We start from the raw sequence: 17,914 nt of genomic DNA, 5'->3' as shown, positions 1-17,914 counted from the left end.
TGATTGACGTGGTGGTTGCATCGTGCTAATAGAGCTGCGTGCGACATACTGTCAGAACCGGAAGAAACGTCCGGATCAAAGGTAAGCCGCACCGACGAAAACGCCCGAAGGAGCGGCCATGATGTATCAAGACCAGTGGTGGTCCTCATGCGGGTGATCGCAGGGAGCGCGCGCGGGCGCCAGCTGACAGCGCCCAAGAACATGCGGGTGCGGCCGACCGCGGACCGGGTGAAGGAGGCGCTTTTCAGCATCCTCGTAAGCCGACTCGGCGACCTTACCGGCATGCGGGTTCTCGACCTCTTCGCAGGCACCGGAAACCTTGGCATCGAGGCGCTCTCCCGCGGCGCGGAGTTCGCTCTTTTCGTCGACGCGCACCGCGAGTCGGCGGAGCTGGTCCGCAAGAACCTGGAGCTTACGAGGCTCGCTGAGCACGCGAGGGTCGTAGTGCAGGAGGCCGCAGCCGCGCTCAAGTGGCTCTCGCGCGGGGAGCCCCCGTTCCACCTCGTGTTTCTCGATCCCCCATACGGCGAGGGACACACGCAGAGGCTTTTGGAGCTGCTCGCGCAATCGCCGGTCGTCGATGGCGGCACCACCGTCATCGCCGAGTTCTCCGTGAAAGAGGATGTCCCCACGCGCTTCGGCAGGCTAAAGGAAAGCGAGCGCCGCATCTACGGCGACACCGCCCTCTCCTTCCTGACCATTACAGACAGAGGTGAAACGTGCCCCTGAGAGTAGCTGTCTATCCCGGCTCCTTCGATCCCGTGACCTACGGGCACCTGGACATCATCGACCGGGCCCTCAAGATCTTCGACGGCGTCATCGTCGCCGTGGCCCGTAACTCCGAGAAGAACGCGCTCTTCACCGTGCAGGAGCGGATCGACATGCTCACCGAGATCCTCAGGGACCGCCCCCAGGCCAAGGTGGAGACCTTCGAGGGGCTGCTCGTCGACTACGTGCGCCAGGCAGGCGCCACCGTGGTCATCCGCGGTCTGCGCGCCGTCTCCGACTTCGAATTCGAGTTCCAGCTGGCGCAGATGAACCGCAACATCACCCGCGAGGTGGAGACCCTCTTCATGATGACCTCGGTCCCTTACAGCTACCTCTCCTCCTCCATCGTGAAAGAGGTGAGCCACCTAAACGGCCCGGTGGACAAGCTGGTGCCGCCGCTGGTGAAAAACGCCCTGGACGCGAAGTTCAGGCCTGCGGGGTGATCGGAAGAGCGGGATTGATACACTGATAAAGAGGCGTTTGCGTTGAGCGGCGCCTTTTTTATTACCAGGCTCTGCAACAAACCAAGCATCAATCGGGAGGAAAACATGATCAGCAAGGAGATGACCATCAGCGACATCCTCAGACGCTACCCGCAGACCCTTCCCGTCTTCGAACGCTACGGCCTGGACTGCTACGACTGCCAGATCGCCGAGTTCGAGCAACTCGAACACGGTGCGACGGTGCACAAGGTGGACCCGGACGCGCTGGTCGCCGAATTGAACCGCTGCATATCCTAAGTCCCGCCTCGTTTCGCGACGGGCACCGCAGCCATCCCCAGAGGAGGCGGAGGAGCTCCGCCTCGCCGTATCCGGCGCTTCCGCACCTCCCCTGTTCACCGCCAATAAACATCATTTTAAATCCCGGTAAACACCACTTCTCCCCTAGACACCACCTACATTGTGATGCCATAATGTCGCCCGCTCCAGTATCGGCGCAACCTTAGCCGAAAGATTAAATTTTTTTACCAGTTCATTATTGAATTGACTTTTTACCAAAACTGAATAATTTTAGCCGAAGTAAAACGCTGGATTATTCTGCAAGAGGAACGGCGAATGTCTGAATACAACATCGGTCCGCGACTTAAGAAACTCCGCCTCGCGAGAAAACTGACCCTGCAGGCGGTGGCCACGGAGACGGGGTTCTCGCCGGCACTCATCTCGCAGATCGAGAACGATAACGTCTCCCCGCCGATCGCCACGCTCTCCAAGATCGCCAAGTTCTTCGACATCAAGCTGGCGCAGCTGTTCAGCGAAGACGAGGACGACCGCAAGTTCGAGGTCGTACGTGCCGGCGAACGCCACATCGTGCCGCGCGTCATTTCCAAGGAGGGTACCAAGCAGGGGTACTTCTACGAATCGCTCTCCTTTTACAAACAGAACAAGAAGATGGACGCCTTCATGGTCACCCTGACTGAAAAGGCGCCCGAGGCCAACACCTACAGCCATGACGGCGAGGAATTCATCTACGTCATGCGGGGGAACGCCGACTTCATCCTGGACGACAACAAGATCACCCTGCACGAGGGGGATTCCCTCTACTTCGAATCGAGCATGGGACACCGGCTTCTAAGCCACGACGGCAAGGAGGTCAAGGTGCTGGTCGTGGTCACCAAGTAGAGGGACAACCGGAAGCAGAACGTTTCAATGGCGGGCATCCGCTCATCCAATGGGTCAAAGGAGAACGTACATGAGCAAAAAGTTAGGGGCACTGGACTATCACTCCAGCGGCAGGAAGGGAAAGATCGAAGTCATCGCCACCAAGCCGTGCCAGACCGCGGCGGACCTGTCGCTCGCCTACTCTCCGGGGGTCGCCGAGCCCTGCCTTGCCATCCAGCAGAATCCGGACGACGCCTACAAGTACACCGCCAAGGGGAACCTCGTCGCGGTCGTGTCCAACGGCACCGCGGTGCTTGGGCTTGGTAACCTCGGGGCTCTCGCCGGCAAGCCGGTCATGGAGGGGAAAGGTGTCCTCTTCAAGCGCTTCGCCGACATCGACGTCTTCGACATCGAGCTGAACACGGAGAACCCGGACGAGATCATCAAGGCGTGCCAGCTTTTGGAGCCCACCTTCGGCGGCATAAACCTCGAGGACATCAAGGCGCCGGAGTGCTTCTACATCGAGGAGACGCTCAAAAAGACCATGAACATCCCGGTCTTCCACGACGACCAGCACGGCACCGCCATCATCTCCTCGGCGGCCCTTCTGAACGCGCTGCAGTTGACCGGCAAGAAGATCGAGGAGATAAGGATCGTGGTGAACGGCGCGGGCGCCTCGGCGAACTCCTGCGCGAAGCTCGCCATGGCGCTCGGCGTGAAGCCCAACAACATGATCATGTGCGACTCCAAGGGGGTTATCTACAAGGGGCGTACCGAAGGGATGAACCAGTACAAGGAGCTCTTCGCGGCGGACACCCCGCTGCGCACCCTTGAGGAGGCTGCCAAAGGGGCGGACGTTCTCTTCGGGCTTTCCGTGAAGGGGGCCTTCACCCCGGAGATGGTGCGTTCCATGGCGCCCAACCCGATCATCTTCGCCCTGGCGAACCCTGACCCGGAGATCACCCCGGAGGAGGCCCATGCGGTGCGCGGCGACGTCATCATGGCGACCGGCAGAAGCGATTACCCGAACCAGGTGAACAACGTGCTCGGCTTCCCCTTCATCTTCCGTGGCGCCCTCGACGTGCGCGCCACTGCGATCAACGAGGAGATGAAGCTGGCCGCGGTGCATGCGCTCGCAAATCTCGCCCGCGAGGAGGTGCCCGACGCGGTATCGAAGGCCTACGGCAACGAGAAGTTCTCCTTCGGGGTCAACTACATCATCCCGAAGCCCTTCGACCCGCGCGTACTTTTGCACGTGGCGCCGGCGATCGCCCAGGCTGCCATGGAGACCGGCGTCGCACGCCAGCCGATCGAGGACATGGCGCGCTATCTCGAACAATTGGAGTGCTCGCAGGGGAAATCCAAAGAGATCATGCGCATGGTCATCAACAAGGCGAAGAGCGATCCCAAGCGGGTCGTCTTCCCCGAAGGCGACAACGAGAAGATCCTGCGTGCGGCCCAGACCCTCGTTGAGGAGGGAATCGCAAAGCCGATCCTCGTCGGCGACCGTAAGAAGATCCAGCAGAAGATGGACGAGCTGAACCTCGACCTCGATGTGCCGATAGTCGACCCGGCCGACTCTGAGCTGACCGAAGGGTACGCCGACGAGCTCTACCGACTGCGCCAGAGAAAGGGGCTTACCCTCTCCGAGAGCAGGCGCGTCATGCGCCGCAAGTCGAGGACCCATTTCGCCACCATGATGGTGGCCCGAGGCGACGCCGATGCGCTTCTGGGCGGCATCGACACCCATTACCCCGACACCATCCGTCCCGCCCTGGAGGTGCTTGGAAAACAGGCCGGCCTCTCCAGCGTGCACGGCCTGTACATGATGGTGTTCAAGAAGGGGGTCTACTTCCTCGCCGACACCACGGTGACCATCGACCCGACCGCGGAGGAGCTCGCGGAAACCGCCATCCTTGCCGCCGAGAAGGTCGCCATGCTCGACATAGAGCCGAGGATCGCCATGCTCTCCTTCTCCAACTTCGGATCCGTGGAGCATCCGCAGGCACAGAAGGTGAAGCGCGCCGTCGAACTCGTGAAGGAGCGCGCCCCGCACCTGGTCATCGAAGGGGAGATGCAGGCGGACACCGCGGTGGTCCCCGAACTCCTCGATGGTTTCACCTTCTCGAAACTGAAGACCCCGGCGAACGTCCTCATCTTCCCGGACCTCAACTCCGGGAACATCTGCTACAAGCTTTTGCGCCGCCTGGGTGGCGCCGAGGCGATCGGTCCCATCCTCATGGGGATGAACAAGCCGGTGCACGTGCTGCAGCGTGGCGACGACGAGAGCGATGTCGTCAACATGGCAGCCATCGCGGTAGCGGACGCACAGAACCTGTAAATTTAAGCTTCGCAGTGCCGGAATCCCCCGTTCCCCATGCAAGGGAACGGGGGATTTTTTTGTCCAACCCTTCCTCCTCGTTTACGTCGTGTTCTATTTTGTTGGCATCCCTTCCCTCTCCTTCGTGACCCCCGTATTCCTCTGTATTACAAAGTAACCAGGAAACGAATCTGGGTGCGTTTTATTTTCATAACGCTCGTTCGATCAGTTTTGGATCTGTGCGCACAGTGTGAGGTAATATCCTGTATTAACGTGACAACTCACCTTGTAAGACGGACGGTGCCTGCCTCTGTCGGTGTGGTGTCTGTTTGTGCAAGTCTGGTAAGACCAATTTTATTTACAAAATAGTATAAAAGTGTTTGCCAAACATTTCGCAGAGGAGTATATGAGTGTGGAGCGGAGCCGACGGCGGTTTTTCCGTTAAAATAAAACAAAAAAACTCTAATGTTGCACCCTTCGCTGGGAGAATGAAACGGGGGGCGAGGAGGGAAGATGAACATCCACGAGTACCAGGCCAAGGCGATTCTCAGGAAGTTCGGCGTGCCGGTTCCCGACGGCCACGTCTGCTACAACGGCGCGAGCGCCCGGGAGTGGGCGAAGCGGTTGGGGGAGGGGCCCTGGGTGGTGAAGGCCCAGATCCATGCCGGCGGGCGCGGCAAGGGGGGGGGCGTGAAACTGGCCCGGACCTCCGGCGAGGTGCAGATGATCGCGCGCGACATGCTGGGGATGACCCTCAGGACCCATCAGACCGGACCGGAGGGGAAGGTGGTGCACCGGGTGCTGGTGGAGAACGGCTGCAACATCGAGAATGAGCTCTACGTGAGCTTCCTCGTGGACCGCGGCACTTCCCGCGTGACGGTGATGGCCTCTACCGAGGGGGGGATGGACATCGAGGAGGTCGCCGCTAAGACACCAGAGAAGATCGTCACCGAGGCGGTGGATCCACTGGTCGGGCTCACCCCGTTCCAGTGCCGCAAGATCGCCTTCAGCTTGGGCCTCAGGGGGAAGCTGACCAACAAGGCGGTGAAGCTCTTCGGTAACCTTTACACCGCCTTCGTCGCCTGCGACTGTTCGCTCCTCGAGATCAACCCGCTCGTGGTGACCGCGGAAGGGGACCTGGTCGCCCTGGACGCGAAGTTCGGCTTCGACGACAACGCGCTCTTTCGTCACCTGCAGATCGGCGACATGCGCGACTTCGACGAGGAGGACGCGAACGAGATCGAAGCCTCCCAGCACGACCTCTCCTATATCTCGCTTTCCGGCAACATCGGCTGCCTCGTAAACGGCGCCGGGCTCGCCATGGCCACCATGGACATCATCAAGCACTACGGCGGCGACCCGGCGAACTTCCTGGACGTAGGGGGCGGGGCGACCATCGAGCGCGTCACCGAGGCCTTCAAGATCATCCTCTCGGACAAGAACGTACAGGGGATCCTGGTCAACATCTTCGGCGGCATCATGAAGTGCGACGTGATCGCGACCGGCGTCATCGAGGCGGCACGCCAGGTCGAGCTCAAGGTGCCGCTCGTGGTGAGGCTCGAGGGGACCAACGTGGAACTGGGCAAGCGCCTTCTCGCGGAGAGCGGCCTGAACATCGTCGCCGCGGACGGCATGGCCGACGGGGCCAAAAAGATCGTCGCCGCCGTAGCGGCCGCGGCTTAGGAGGGGCGTCATGAGCATAATGATCAACAGGGACACCAGGGTCATCACACAGGGGATCACCGGCGCCACCGGTCTTTTCCACGCGCAGGGCGCCCGCGAGTACGGCACACAGATGGTCGGGGGGGTCACCCCGGGCAAGGGGGGGAGCGTCGTGGACGGCTTCCCGGTCTTCGATACGGTGGCCGAGGCGGTGCATGAGACCGGCGCCAACGCAAGTGTCATCTACGTGCCACCCCCCTTCGCCGCCGACTCGATCATGGAGGCGATCGATGCCGGAGTGGAGCTCGTCTGCTGCATCACCGAGGGGATCCCGGTGCTGGACATGGTGAAGGTCAAGCAGTACCTGGTCGGGAAGAAGACCCGCCTGGTCGGCCCCAACTGCCCGGGCGTCATCACCCCCGGCGAGTGCAAGATCGGCATCATGCCCGGCTACATTCACAAGCCGGGCAAGGTGGGGGTGGTTTCCCGAAGCGGCACGCTCACCTATGAGGCGGTCTGGCAGCTCACCTCGATCGGCCTTGGCCAGTCGACCTGCGTGGGGATCGGGGGCGACCCCGTGAACGGTACGAGCCACATCGACTGCCTGCGCCTTTTCGAGGAGGACCCGGACACCGAGGCGGTGATCATGATCGGCGAGATCGGGGGGAGTGCTGAGGAGGAGGCGGCCCGCTTCGTCAAGGATCATATGTCGAAGCCCGTGGCGGCGTACATCGCAGGGGTCACCGCCCCTCCGGGGAAGAGGATGGGACATGCCGGCGCCATCATCTCCGGCGGCAAGGGGACCGCGACCGAGAAGGTGGCGGTTTTGAGGGAGTGCGGCATCAGCGTGGCGGATACGCCGGCCGAGATGGCCGAGGCGCTATTGAAGGTCTACAGACCGTGACAAGGGCCGCACCAAGGTGCGGCGGCGGAGAACGACATGAAGAAGAAAGAGAACCCGCGCTATCACGTCCTCTCGGTTCGGGTGAGCCGCGAGGACCGCGAAGCGATCGAGAAATTTTCCAAAGAGGTGAACATGAAGGTGTCGGACCTGATGCGGGAGGCGCTGCAGGACGTGGTTCCCTGGCAGAGCACCTCCTAGTCCGAGACAAGAGACTGCAGTGCATTTACAAGAGGAGCATAGTATGAAGAGAAGAATGGTAACCATAGACGGCAACACGGCGGCGGCCCACGTGGCGCACGCAACGAACGAGGTCATCGCCATCTACCCGATCACCCCTTCCTCGGTGATGGGAGAGATCTCCGACGCGAAGAGCGCGGTGGGGGAGAAGAACATCTGGGGAACGGTACCGCTCGTCTCCGAGCTGCAGTCCGAGGGTGGGGCGGCGGGTGCGGTGCACGGCGCGCTGCAGGCGGGGGCGCTCACCACCACCTTCACGGCGAGCCAGGGGCTTTTGCTGATGATCCCCAACATGTACAAGATCGCAGGCGAGCTCACCTCCACGGTCTTCCACGTCTCGGCGCGCGCCATAGCGACACAGGCGCTCTCCATCTTCGGTGACCATTCCGACGTCATGTCCTGCCGCTCCACCGGCTGGGCCATGCTCTGCTCCAATAACGTGCAGGAGGTGATGGACTTCGCGCTGATCGCCCAGGCGGCTACCCTGCGCTCCCGCCTCCCGTTCCTGCACTTCTTCGACGGCTTCCGCACCTCGCACGAGGTCCAGAAGGTCGAGGAACTCACCTTCGATGACATGCGCGCCATGATAGACAGGGACCTCGTCAACGCGCACCGCGCCCGCTGTCTCACCCCGGACCGCCCGGTGCTGCGCGGCAGCGCGCAGAACCCGGACGTGTACTTCCAGGGGCGCGAGACGGTTAACGGCTTCTATCCGGCCGCCATCGAGATCGTGGAGAAGGAGATGGAGCGCTTCGCCGCACTCACGGGGCGGAAGTACGCCACGGTGGAGTACGCCGGGGCGCCGGACGCGGAGCGGGTCGTCGTGATCATGGGCTCCGGGGCCGACACGGTGCAGGAGACGGTGGCCGCCCTCAACGCGCAGGGGGAGAAGGTGGGGGTAGTCAAGATACACCTGTACCGTCCCTTCCCGCTGAACGCCTTCGTGAAGGCGCTTCCCGCCTCGGTACGCCGCATCGCGGTGCTCGACCGCACCAAGGAGCCTGGTGCCTTGGGGGAGCCGCTTTACCTGGATGTCCGGACCGCGATCGGCGAGGGGATGGCGGCGGGGCTCACGAGTTTCGTCGGCTACCCGGTGGTGGTCGGCGGGCGCTACGGCCTGGGCTCCAAGGAGTTCACCCCGGCGATGGCCAAGGCGGTTTTCGACAACCTGAAGTCGGCCCAGCCGGTCAGTAACTTCACCGTGGGGATCAGGGACGACGTGACCGGCGCGAGCCTCGACTACGACAGCTCCTTTAGGACCGCCATGGACGGGACCTACGAGGCGATGTTCTTCGGCCTTGGCTCGGACGGCACGGTGGGGGCGAACAAGAACTCCATCAAGATCATCGGCGAGGCGACCGACAACTACGCCCAGGCCTACTTCGTCTACGACTCGAAGAAGGCGGGGACCATCACCACCTCGCACCTGCGTTTCGGCAGGAAGCCGATCAACGCGCCGTACCTGATCGACAACGCCGACTTCGTCGCGTGCCACAACTTCACCTTCCTCGAGAAGTACGACATGCTCGGCAAGGCGAAGCCGGGCGGCACCTTCCTCCTCTGCTCGCCGTTTTCGCACGACGAGGTGTGGGACAAGATGCCGGTCGAGGTGCAAAAGCAGATCATCGACAAAAAGCTCAGTGTATATACCATCAACGCCATCAAGCTTGCCGAGGAGCTGGGGCTTGGCGCACGCATCAACGTGATCATGCAGACCGCCTTCTTCAGGATTTCCGGGATCATCCCGCTCGAGACGGCGATCGCCGAGATCAAGGGGGCCATCAAGAAGAGTTACGGCAAGGCTGGGGAGAAGGTGGTGGCGATGAACAACGCCGCCGTCGACCAGGCACTTTTGAACATCCACGAGGTCGCCGTCCCCGCCGCTCCCTCGAGCAGCATCACGATGCCCGCGCCGGTAGGGGCCTGCGCGCCGCACTTCGTGAAGGAGGTGACCGGCCGCATCATCGCCGGGTTCGGCGACGAGCTTCCCGTTTCGGCCATGCCGATCGACGGCACCTTCCCGACCGCGACCTCGCAGTACGAGAAGCGCAACATCGCGGTGGACATCCCGGTGTGGGACGAGAAGCTCTGCATCCAGTGCGCCATCTGCTCCTTCGTCTGCCCGCACGCGGCGATTCGTGTGAAGGCCTACGACCCCTCCGCGCTCGCCGGAGCCCCGGACGGCTTCAAGTCGGCGGACTCCAAGATGCCCGACCTGAAGGATATGAAGGTCACCTTCCAGGTCGCCCCGGAGGACTGCACCGGCTGCGGCGCCTGCGCCCACAACTGCCCGGCGAAGGACAAGGAGAACCCGGCGCGCAAGGCTCTGGAGATGCGCTTCCAGCCCCCCCTGCGCGTGAAGGAGGCGGCGAACTACCACTTCTTCCTGTCGCTTCCCGACCTCGACCCCGCGCGGGTGAAACTCGACACGCTGCGCGGCAGCCAGCTGGTGCGGCCGCTCTTCGAGTACTCCGGCGCCTGCGCCGGGTGCGGCGAGACCCCGTACCTGAAGCTTCTCTCCCAGCTTTTCGGGGACCGAGCGCTCATCGCCAACGCCACCGGCTGCACCTCGATCTACGGCGGGAACCTCCCGACCACGCCCTGGGCGAAGCGCGCCGATGGGCGCGGCCCGGCCTGGTCCAACTCGCTCTTCGAGGACAACGCCGAGTTCGGCTACGGCATGAGGCTCGCCGTGGACAAGTTCAGCGAGGCGGCGCGGGAAATCCTGGAGCAACTGCTCGCTTCCCCGTGCTGTACCGACCTGCAGCCGCTCATGCACGAGATCCTCGCCAGCGCCCAGGAAGGGCAGGCCGAGATCGAGGCGCAGCGGGAGCGGGTGGCGCGCCTTAAGGAGGCGCTTGGTGCCTGCCGCGACGAGAAGGCGGCGGAACTCATGCCGATCGCCGATTACCTCGTTAAGAAGTCGGTGTGGTGTGTTGGGGGGGACGGCTGGGCCTACGACATAGGCTACGGCGGCCTGGACCACGTCATCGCCTCCGGCAAGAACGTGAACATCCTGGTGCTCGACACCGAGGTCTACTCCAACACGGGAGGGCAGGCCTCCAAGTCGACCCCGATCGGCGCGGTGGCCCAGTTCGCTGCGGGAGGGAAGGGGATGGCCAAGAAGGACCTCGGCATGATGGCGATGGCCTACGGCCACGTCTACGTGGCGAGCGTGTCTCTCGCAAACCCCGGGCAGGTGGTGAAGGCGTTCATGGAGGCGGAGGCGTACGACGGACCGTCGCTCATCATCGCCTACTCGCACTGCATCGCGCACGGCATCGACATGACCCGCGGCGTGGACGAGCAGAAAAAGGCGGTGTCGTCCGGTTACTGGCCGCTGTACCGGTACAACCCGGAGCTCACCGGCGCCGGAAAGAACCCCCTGCAACTGGACAGCAAGGCGCCGAGCACCAGCTTCGAGGAGTTCGCCGGCGGAGAGAATCGCTACAAGGTGCTCAAAAAGGTGAACCCGGAGGCGGCCGGGAAGCTCATGGAGAAGGCCGGCGCCTGGGCGGCGAGTCGCTTCGAGTACTACCAGAAGCTTGCGGCGCTCAGCTTCGGGGCGGAGGAATAACTATTAAATAGGGAAGGGCGCCTTGGGCGCTTTGCGGAAAAGGCCGGGGGGGACCCCGGCCTTTTCTCGTTTATTATGCCGAGGCGCCGGCGGCTGGGCGAATGATTATTCGCCCCTACAAAATATGAGAAGTGGCAAAAGAAAATTGACAAACGCCCCCACATGCATATTATCTTCAGCTTCGGAATTACCGACCTTTAGCCCCCCTGGAGGAGCGATGCGAACCTTCATCAAGCTGGCCATCTTTCTTGCCGCAGCCTTACCGTGCCTCGCTTCGGCCGCCACCTACCAGTGGCGCGACGACGCAGGGGTGTTGCACTTCACCGACGACTCCGACCGCATCCCGGAGAGGTACCAGAAACGGGTGACGGAAACCGATTCGGCCGCTGCCGAAAAGGGGGCGGCCCCGGCGCAAAAAAAGCAGGAGGCACCCGCCGCATCCGAGGCTTCCGGGAGCGCGGCGAAGCCCGCCGCCCAGCCCGTCGCGTCGACCACTCGCGCGACGCTGGAGGCCGAGCTGAAACGGCTGAAGGAGGCCCTCGTCCCCAAGATGGAAGAGCTTTCCCGGCTGCAGCACAAATGGATGGTTTCCAAGGGACGCACGCCGACCGCGAAGGAGATCGCGGAGTTCGAGAAGAAGCGCGCCAAGGGTAAGGCGACCTACGCGGACAACCCGTACGTGAACAAGAGCCCGCTCTCCTCGACGATACCGGCGCGCGTTGCCTACCGGGCCAAGCTCGAAGAGGTGCAAAAGGACGAGGCGCGGGTCGCTCAACTAGAGCAGGAACTGCAGGCGCTGAAGTGAGCCCCCGATCCGGTTGCAGGGGAGGGGGGCACGCAGCGCCGGCGGTCAGTGAGGCACGCATCGCGCGCCACATCCGGAGTCTCGAGGGGGTGAGGCATCCTGCGGCTGCTCCCGCCGCCCTCGCCAAGGCACAGGCCTACATCGAGGAGAACCTGCGCTCGCTCGAGTACCACGTCGGGCTGCACCCCTTCACCGACGGCGGGAAAACCTTCCATAATGTCATCGCGACCCGCACCGGGCGCTCGCTTCCCGGCAAAAGGGTCCTCGTCCTCGCGCACTACGACACGGTGGCGGGCTCTCCCGGGGCCGACGACAACGCAAGCGGTGTCGCCGTCATGCTGGAATTAGCCGCCCTGCTCGGCGATCTCGTCCCGGAAAGGACCCTGCAGTTCGTGGGGGTGAACCTCGAGGAAAACGCGGAGACGGAACGGTCGGGGAGCGGTCTGCGCGGCAGCAAGGCACTCGCCCGTTATGCGCGCGAAGAGGGGTGGGATATCGAGGCGGTGGTGGTCCTGGAGTCGGTGGCATTCGCCGGCGCGTCCGTGGTGCAAGAGGCTCCAGCCGGGGTGCCGGTCGAGGTCCCCGCTGTCGGCGATTTCCTCGCCGTGATCGCCAACGAGCGGTCACACCCCCTTGCCGTGCGCTTCGTGCAGGGGGCGGGGCAAGGGGGGCTGCCCGTGGTCCCCCTGGTGGTGCCCGGCAACGGCGAGATGTTGCCGGACACGAGGAGATCCGACCACGCCCCCTTCTGGGACGCGGGCTTTCCCGCCATCATGCTCACCGACACCACCAATTTCCGCAATCCGCACTACCACGGGGCAGGCGATACCTTCGAGACGCTCAACGTGCAGTTTGCCGCTGCCGTCTGTCGGGCGGTCGCCGCGCTCCTTACTGAGCTTGCCGGTTCTCCCGGCCGGTAAGACCCGCACCGACCTGCGCCTTCAGGGTCCCCAGCGGCTGCTTCGCATCCAACTCCAAAAACGACGCGAAGAGGTCGATGCGGCGTTTTTCTATCGTCTCCAGCAACCCCTCCCTGCCGGCCCCGAGGGCGACGCGCTCCCGGACGAGCCCTGCAAAAACATCCATATCATGCAGCTCTCCCAGAAGGTCCTGATAGCGCTTGAGGGTCCGCCTGGCTTCCTCCCCTTGGTCGGATAACAGCGGTGCCACGATCTCCAGGCGGTAGCGCAATTTCTTGACCGCGATCCGGAGCCGGTGCTGCGCCGCGGCGTCCTTTCCCTCCAACGCTGCCGGCAGGAGGGCTTCAGCCTGTGCGCCGCGCTCGGCAAACGCCGCGGCGGCAAAGGGCGGGAAGGGGTGAAACGGGTCCGCCTGCCGTCTCTTGAACGGGTTCGCGGGGCCGAACTTGAAATCCTTGCGCAGCGATGCGGCGTCGAAGCGCCTGAGGTCCTTTTGGAGCTGCAACCGGATCCGTCCCCCCTCCGCGATCAGCTCCTCCCGTAGCCGTCTTGCTTCCGGCGCTGCTTCCGTCGGTGCCTGCGACTCCAGCTCGGTGAAGAAGAGGGCGGCCTCGTCGGCGTTGCGCAGTTCCCCAAGCAGCCGGGTCAGCCCTCTCACCCGGTGCGAGAGGCGCCGCAACCTGCCGCGTGGGAGGATGGGCGCGAACAGGGCGAGTCCCTCGCGCAGGCGCCGGGAGGCGACACGCAAATCGTGCACGTCTTCCGCGTCGAAGCCTTGTACGGTCTTCTTGAAGAGGCGGAAAAACTCGTCCTGCAGCGCGTCAAGCAGTTTGAGACCGGCAAGCCAGAGGCGCGCCAAGCGAAGTTGCCGAGCGGAAATGGGTGTGCTTTTGACAGTCATAGCGATTACCTGGACTGGCAGTAGTATAACACCATCCTCTGATCAGGATAACCGCGCCGGTAACTGCGTGCCCAAATGTTGGACAACCTTTCCGCGAAGATAATAAGAAGAGCGTTGTGAAGCTCTACTGGACCTTGTTGATCGAGATGAGAAAATCCATGACTGCGAGGAGGTTGGTGAGCCTTCTGAAGAGTCTGTGCTTTTCCTGGGTGTCCCCCGTCGATTTAAACCTTGCCAGCAGCAGATGGTACTGTTCATAGGCCAGATCGAAGGCCTTTTTCTTTTTCAAGGTGTCGCTCCTCCCTTCTTGAGATAAAGGTTAAATATTTATAACCAATTGAACGGCGGGTGTCAAGGGGGATGCCTGTGCACAGGGGTGTTTTGCAAAAACAGCCGTTTTGAATTGGTAATTTTTAATCATATGCTATAGTGGGGCGGTTGTTCAATAAACGTCAGGAGGTTAGCCATGAAAAGAGCTCTTTCCATCATCGTCGGTGCCCTTGTTGCCGTTTCCTTCGCGGCAACGCTTTGGGCTGCGGACACCACAGGGACGGGTATGGACGGGAATGCTGGACCGGGAACCGGCATGTCTACCGGTGATCAAACCGACCAGGGAAATGCTGGTACGCACCAGACGAAGAAGACCAAGAAGAAGAAAAAGAAGAGGACGAAGAAGTCCAGGAAGCAGACCCGGAGAACGACCGGCATGGACAATAAGCCCAACTACGGCAAACCGGACCTGGGCGGGCCGAGCGGGAACATGGGGACCGGCGGAACCGGGCAAGGGACCGGAACCGACGGTACCACCGGACAGTAAGGCTCGCGCCGCGCAGAGGCCGTCCCGAAAGGACGGCCTCTTTCGTTGAAATGGGGCGTGCTAGGCGGAATCACCCGCCGGGGGGGGCAATACGCCCACAAAATCCGCCCGGGGTGAGCGGAGCGTAACGGAAAGTTCCCCTGCGCGCCTGACGTCCAACCGGAGGCCTTGGCGGCAGTCCTTTGGGAGCGCTCTAACGTCTTGATTTCTGTGGGGTAAATCGCCGGAGAGAGAAAGGGGACACGATAATTACAAAAAATGCGACTTCTGGTGCGACAATTGCTAGGAAATACTCGTAATCATTGCGAGAAGGGGATCAGGCCAGGGAGGAGCAATGGAAAGGGTGCTGGGAACGGTGGGGCGAAGCGAAGCAGAGGTGTACGAGCGGGAGAAAAGCGGCGCCCTTTTGACCTGCGTGGGCGTTTTGGCGGCGATCAATCTGGCGGTGCTGATGGTGGTGACGCAGCTCCCGATCACCTCGCCCGAGATCGAACGTCTGGTGCTCGGTGGGGAGAGCGTGCAGGCGCACCTCCAACGTGATCGTGCCGACGGCAAGCTCGCCTTTCAAAGCTGTGCGGGGGGAGGCTCCGTCAACTGCCATGGAAACGGGAGCCTCTCCGGCATCTAACCCGCGCTATTTTCCGTTAACCCGCCTTAGACCCACCTGAGACCTTCTCCGGCGACCGCCGAGCCGCCGTTGCCTCCTGATGCCACCGCCGTACCGCCGTTGCCGCCTTCGGCGCCTGCTTCCATACCCTCGACATCACCTTCCTTGCCTGAGTCGGAAAGCCCGAACTTCTTCATGCGGTAGCGCAGGGTATCCCTGCTGGTCTTCAAGAACTTGGCCGCCTTTGACTGGTTGCCGCCGGACTTCTTGAGCGCCAGTTGGATCAGCATCTTCTCGAGCTCCTCAAGCGAGATGCCGGTGGAGGGGAGCACGATATGCTCTCCGGCGAAGTCGGAGCTGATCACGCCGCCTGCCTCGCTTTCCCCTGCGGGGAGCCTGCACTGACGTATCTCCGGGCTCAGGAACTCGGGCGTCAGCACCTTCCCCTGCTCGAGCATCATGAGCCTTTCGATGCAGTTGCGCAGCTCGCGCACGTTGCCCGGCCAGTCGTACCTGGTGAGATACTCGAGCGTCTCCGGCGACGCGTTGGTCACGCTCCTGCCGTATTCCTCGTTCAAGGTCTCTATGAAGTACTGCACGAGCGACTCGATGTCCTCTTTGCGTTCCCGAAGCTTCGGGAGACAGATGTTCATCACGTTCAGTCGGAAGAAGAGGTCGCCGCGGAATTTACCTTCCTTCACCATCTTCGGGAGGTCCTGGTGCGTTGCGGTGATGATCCTTACGTTCGCCTCGACGTCCTCCTGCCCGCCGAGCCTTCTGAAGCGTTTGGTCTCGGTCGCCTTCAGGATCTTGGCCTGCATCGGATACGGCATGTCGCCGATCTCGTCCAGGAACACCGACCCCCCCTCGGCGAGCTCGAAGACCCCTTTCTGGCGCCGTGAGGCGTCGGTGTAGGCGCCTTTCTCGTGTCCGAAGAGTTCGTTCTCCAGAAGGTTTTCGGGAATCGAGGCGCAGTTGACCTCGATGAAGGGGGAGTCCGCGCGGGCGCTGTGGTAGTGGATCGCCTTCGCCACCAGCTCCTTCCCCGTGCCGCTTTCCCCGGTAATCAGCACCGTCTTGGCATCGGCGTCGGCGCAGATCTTGATCATCTTGAAGACCTCGATCATCTTGGGGCTGTTGCCGACCATCTTCTCCTGGTCCGACTTGCGGCGCAGTTCATTTCGGAAGTAGTCCACTTCCTTCTTGAGGCGCCGCTTCTCAAAGGCGCGCTCCACGACATGCTTCACCGCTTCCAGGTTGAAGGGCTTGCCGAAGTAGTCCTCGGCGCCGTCCTGCAGCGCCTGCACCGCCGAATCCGCGTTGGCGTACGCGGTGATCATGATGACGTAGAGATCCTCGTTGGCGGACTTGAAGCGCTTCAGCAGCTCGAGGCCGTTCACGTCGGGAAGGCAGATGTCCAGCATGACCAGGTCAGGCTTGAAGGTCTCGAATTTCTGGAGCGCTTCGCTGCCCGATGCCGCCGTGTCGACCTCGTAGCCGTCTTTTTTCAGGCTCGCCGCGAGCGACCATGAGATCAGCTTTTCGTCGTCAACAACCAGGATTCTGTTTTTGCTCATGTTGAACGTTCCTTCCTCAACCTGCAACGGGTGGGTGATGCTCGGCGGCGCTGGTAGCGGCCCAAGTATGGGAAAAGACTGCGGGGGCTCGACGCTTCTTGCGCAGCGAAAAGCCGGCCCATACTACCATTCATGTTAAAATTTGTGTATAGGTTTTTTGATATAAATACTGCGCTTGCCACCTATCGCGTCAACTGCTGGGTTATATCGCCATGTTTGTGTGGGGCAAATGCCCCGGCCGGTGCGTCATCTGCCCCGCCTGTGGTGCTGGTCGGGGGCTTTTACTTTTAATTTTGCCCCGTTGTGTTACAATTTCTTGCCGGTTGCGTTATTTCGCGCAGTTTGTGCGGGTTTTCCAGTAGCCCGGCGCGCGAAAGCCCGTGCCGACCCGGAGGCCTCACTTTTACCGGCGGGCGAAAAGGTGACCGTTTTCGGCGCCTTTAGCGCTCTGCCGCGCGCCTACGGAGGAGCGGCGGACCTTCATTCAGCCCGCTCCGGCAACCTCTTTCCTCATCGTACAGCACGATACGTGCCGACTTACCCCGCCCCGACGCCCGGTGCCGCACTCGTCTCCGCCCCCTCGAGCTCCCCGGTACGGCGGACACCGCCGCAGCGGATGGCAAGTTATGTGCATATGTCGTGCATGTATTGAAAAGGAGCGAGGTGGTTCTTATGAAAGTTATACGGATATTTTGCTGTCTCTTCCTGTCGGTTTTGTTCGGGGCGGCCTACTGCCACGGCTTCGACGGCACCGACTTCAAAGGTATCAAGAAACTTGCGGAAAAGGGAGACGCCGAGGCGCAGATGAAGGTCGGGGTGATGCTTTCCGCCGGGGTGGGCGTCGAGCAGGACCGGCTCGAGGGGCTCAAGTGGTACCAGAAATCGGCGGAGCAGGGGTACCCTGAGGGGGAGTGGAATCTCGCCTTCGTTTATATCCGCGGTGAAATAGTCCCGCAGGACTTCAAAAAGGCCCTCGAGCTCATGCAGAAGGCGGCAGAAGCGGGGCTTGCCGACGCGCAGTACGACCTTGGCATGATGTACCTGCAGGGGCTCGCCCTGCCGGCCCCGGACCAGGGGAAGGCCGAGGTGTGGTTCCGGAGGGCGTCGACTCAGGGGCACCGGGAGGCCAAAAGGGTTCTGAAGGAACTCGCCGCGGTTTCGACCGCAGAGCAGCAAAAACCGTAGGACGCTAGAGTCTCATTTCACTCAATCTGTTCTAGG

General features: G+C 62.1%; 17 protein-coding genes. 14 read left to right on the top strand and 3 right to left on the bottom strand.

Translation table 11 applies throughout. The features are described 5' to 3' along the window. The first annotated feature begins 147 nt into the window (after positions 1 to 147). The 11 genes from rsmD (at position 148) to E8L22_RS09680 (ending at position 12,791) form a co-directional block, all read left to right on the top strand. Positions 148 to 729: a 16S rRNA (guanine(966)-N(2))-methyltransferase RsmD gene (gene rsmD, locus E8L22_RS09730; RefSeq protein ID WP_136525002.1), complete on the top strand. Its 582-nt coding sequence runs from the start codon at positions 148 to 150 to the stop codon at positions 727 to 729. Beyond that, on the top strand, positions 720 to 1,211 hold the full coding sequence (gene coaD / locus E8L22_RS09725; protein WP_136525001.1) for a pantetheine-phosphate adenylyltransferase: 492 nt from the start codon (positions 720 to 722) through the stop codon (positions 1,209 to 1,211). Before rsmD ends, coaD begins: the two co-directional genes overlap by 10 nt. A 105-nt stretch (positions 1,212 to 1,316) precedes the next feature. Beyond that, positions 1,317 to 1,508, top strand: coding sequence for a DUF1858 domain-containing protein (locus E8L22_RS09720; RefSeq protein ID WP_136525000.1), 192 nt, complete (start codon positions 1,317 to 1,319; stop codon positions 1,506 to 1,508). 315 nt (positions 1,509 to 1,823) lie between these two features. Next, a complete protein-coding gene (locus tag E8L22_RS09715) occupies positions 1,824 to 2,387 on the top strand; it encodes a helix-turn-helix domain-containing protein (RefSeq protein ID WP_129125840.1) in 564 nt (187 codons plus the stop codon). Positions 2,388 to 2,457: 70 nt separating this feature from the next. After that, entirely contained in the window at positions 2,458 to 4,707 is a 2,250-nt protein-coding gene (locus E8L22_RS09710; protein WP_136524999.1) for an NADP-dependent malic enzyme, read from the top strand. A gap of 492 nt (positions 4,708 to 5,199) precedes the next feature. Beyond that, positions 5,200 to 6,369 carry an ADP-forming succinate--CoA ligase subunit beta gene (gene sucC / locus E8L22_RS09705; protein ID WP_136524998.1) on the top strand — a complete coding sequence of 390 codons (1,170 nt, stop codon included), beginning with the start codon at positions 5,200 to 5,202 and terminating at the stop codon, positions 6,367 to 6,369. Between the two features lie 10 nt (positions 6,370 to 6,379). Continuing rightward, positions 6,380 to 7,252: a succinate--CoA ligase subunit alpha gene (gene sucD / locus E8L22_RS09700; RefSeq protein WP_136524997.1), complete on the top strand. Its 873-nt coding sequence runs from the start codon at positions 6,380 to 6,382 to the stop codon at positions 7,250 to 7,252. A gap of 36 nt (positions 7,253 to 7,288) precedes the next feature. Next, a complete protein-coding gene (locus E8L22_RS09695; protein ID WP_129126753.1) occupies positions 7,289 to 7,450 on the top strand; it encodes a DUF6290 family protein in 162 nt (53 codons plus the stop codon). Between the two features lie 43 nt (positions 7,451 to 7,493). Then, complete coding sequence (gene nifJ / locus E8L22_RS09690) at positions 7,494 to 11,066, top strand: pyruvate:ferredoxin (flavodoxin) oxidoreductase (RefSeq protein ID WP_136524996.1); 3,573 nt, start codon at positions 7,494 to 7,496, stop codon at positions 11,064 to 11,066. A 217-nt stretch (positions 11,067 to 11,283) separates the two neighbouring features. Beyond that, complete coding sequence (locus E8L22_RS09685) at positions 11,284 to 11,871, top strand: DUF4124 domain-containing protein (RefSeq protein ID WP_136524995.1); 588 nt, start codon at positions 11,284 to 11,286, stop codon at positions 11,869 to 11,871. Then, positions 11,868 to 12,791, top strand: a complete 924-nt coding sequence (locus E8L22_RS09680) for a M28 family peptidase (protein WP_136524994.1) — start codon at positions 11,868 to 11,870, stop codon at positions 12,789 to 12,791. Before E8L22_RS09685 ends, E8L22_RS09680 begins: the two co-directional genes overlap by 4 nt. Here the strand turns inward: E8L22_RS09680 and E8L22_RS09675 are convergent. Beyond that, positions 12,760 to 13,692, bottom strand: coding sequence for a CHAD domain-containing protein (locus tag E8L22_RS09675; RefSeq protein ID WP_136524993.1), 933 nt, complete (start codon positions 13,690 to 13,692; stop codon positions 12,760 to 12,762). The two genes, E8L22_RS09680 and E8L22_RS09675, sit on opposite strands and share 32 nt — an antisense overlap. A gap of 124 nt (positions 13,693 to 13,816) precedes the next feature. Then, positions 13,817 to 13,981, bottom strand: a complete 165-nt coding sequence (locus tag E8L22_RS21520; RefSeq protein ID WP_198419436.1) for a hypothetical protein — start codon at positions 13,979 to 13,981, stop codon at positions 13,817 to 13,819. A gap of 177 nt (positions 13,982 to 14,158) precedes the next feature. On the opposite strand from E8L22_RS21520, the gene E8L22_RS09670 reads away from it, so the two are divergent. Beyond that, positions 14,159 to 14,509 carry a hypothetical protein gene (locus E8L22_RS09670; RefSeq protein ID WP_136524992.1) on the top strand — a complete coding sequence of 117 codons (351 nt, stop codon included), beginning with the start codon at positions 14,159 to 14,161 and terminating at the stop codon, positions 14,507 to 14,509. Positions 14,510 to 14,843: 334 nt separating this feature from the next. Then, a complete protein-coding gene (locus E8L22_RS09665) occupies positions 14,844 to 15,137 on the top strand; it encodes a hypothetical protein (RefSeq protein WP_136524991.1) in 294 nt (97 codons plus the stop codon). A 26-nt stretch (positions 15,138 to 15,163) separates the two neighbouring features. On the opposite strand, the gene E8L22_RS09660 is transcribed toward E8L22_RS09665, so the two are convergent. Next, positions 15,164 to 16,693, bottom strand: a complete 1,530-nt coding sequence (locus E8L22_RS09660; protein WP_136524990.1) for a sigma-54-dependent transcriptional regulator — start codon at positions 16,691 to 16,693, stop codon at positions 15,164 to 15,166. A 672-nt stretch (positions 16,694 to 17,365) separates the two neighbouring features. Here E8L22_RS09660 and E8L22_RS09655 point away from each other — a divergent pair. Next, positions 17,366 to 17,878: a tetratricopeptide repeat protein gene (locus E8L22_RS09655; RefSeq protein WP_136524989.1), complete on the top strand. Its 513-nt coding sequence runs from the start codon at positions 17,366 to 17,368 to the stop codon at positions 17,876 to 17,878. The last annotated feature ends 36 nt before the right edge of the window (positions 17,879 to 17,914 follow it).

The sequence above is a fragment of the Geomonas ferrireducens genome (genome assembly GCF_004917065.1).
Lineage (GTDB): Bacteria > Desulfobacterota > Desulfuromonadia > Geobacterales > Geobacteraceae > Geomonas > Geomonas ferrireducens.
The sequence above is the reverse complement of the archived record's forward strand: the minus strand, read 5'-3'. Positions and strand labels throughout refer to the sequence as shown.

Excerpts from the sequence above, each read along its gene's own strand:
- E8L22_RS09670 (WP_136524992.1), top strand. The coding sequence starts at position 14,159 with ATGAAAAGAGCTCTTTCCATCATCGTCGGTGCCCTTGTTGCCGTTTCC.
- rsmD (WP_136525002.1), top strand. The coding sequence starts at position 148 with ATGCGGGTGATCGCAGGGAGCGCGCGCGGGCGCCAGCTGACAGCGCCC.
- E8L22_RS09710 (WP_136524999.1), top strand. The coding sequence starts at position 2,458 with ATGAGCAAAAAGTTAGGGGCACTGGACTATCACTCCAGCGGCAGGAAG.
- nifJ (WP_136524996.1), top strand. The coding sequence starts at position 7,494 with ATGAAGAGAAGAATGGTAACCATAGACGGCAACACGGCGGCGGCCCAC.
- E8L22_RS09675 (WP_136524993.1), bottom strand. The coding sequence starts at position 13,692 with ATGACTGTCAAAAGCACACCCATTTCCGCTCGGCAACTTCGCTTGGCG.
- E8L22_RS09665 (WP_136524991.1), top strand. The coding sequence starts at position 14,844 with ATGGAAAGGGTGCTGGGAACGGTGGGGCGAAGCGAAGCAGAGGTGTAC.
- sucC (WP_136524998.1), top strand. The coding sequence starts at position 5,200 with ATGAACATCCACGAGTACCAGGCCAAGGCGATTCTCAGGAAGTTCGGC.
- E8L22_RS09695 (WP_129126753.1), top strand. The coding sequence starts at position 7,289 with ATGAAGAAGAAAGAGAACCCGCGCTATCACGTCCTCTCGGTTCGGGTG.
- E8L22_RS09715 (WP_129125840.1), top strand. The coding sequence starts at position 1,824 with ATGTCTGAATACAACATCGGTCCGCGACTTAAGAAACTCCGCCTCGCG.
- E8L22_RS09685 (WP_136524995.1), top strand. The coding sequence starts at position 11,284 with ATGCGAACCTTCATCAAGCTGGCCATCTTTCTTGCCGCAGCCTTACCG.
- E8L22_RS09720 (WP_136525000.1), top strand. The coding sequence starts at position 1,317 with ATGATCAGCAAGGAGATGACCATCAGCGACATCCTCAGACGCTACCCG.
- E8L22_RS09655 (WP_136524989.1), top strand. The coding sequence starts at position 17,366 with ATGAAAGTTATACGGATATTTTGCTGTCTCTTCCTGTCGGTTTTGTTC.
- sucD (WP_136524997.1), top strand. The coding sequence starts at position 6,380 with ATGAGCATAATGATCAACAGGGACACCAGGGTCATCACACAGGGGATC.
- E8L22_RS09660 (WP_136524990.1), bottom strand. The coding sequence starts at position 16,693 with ATGAGCAAAAACAGAATCCTGGTTGTTGACGACGAAAAGCTGATCTCA.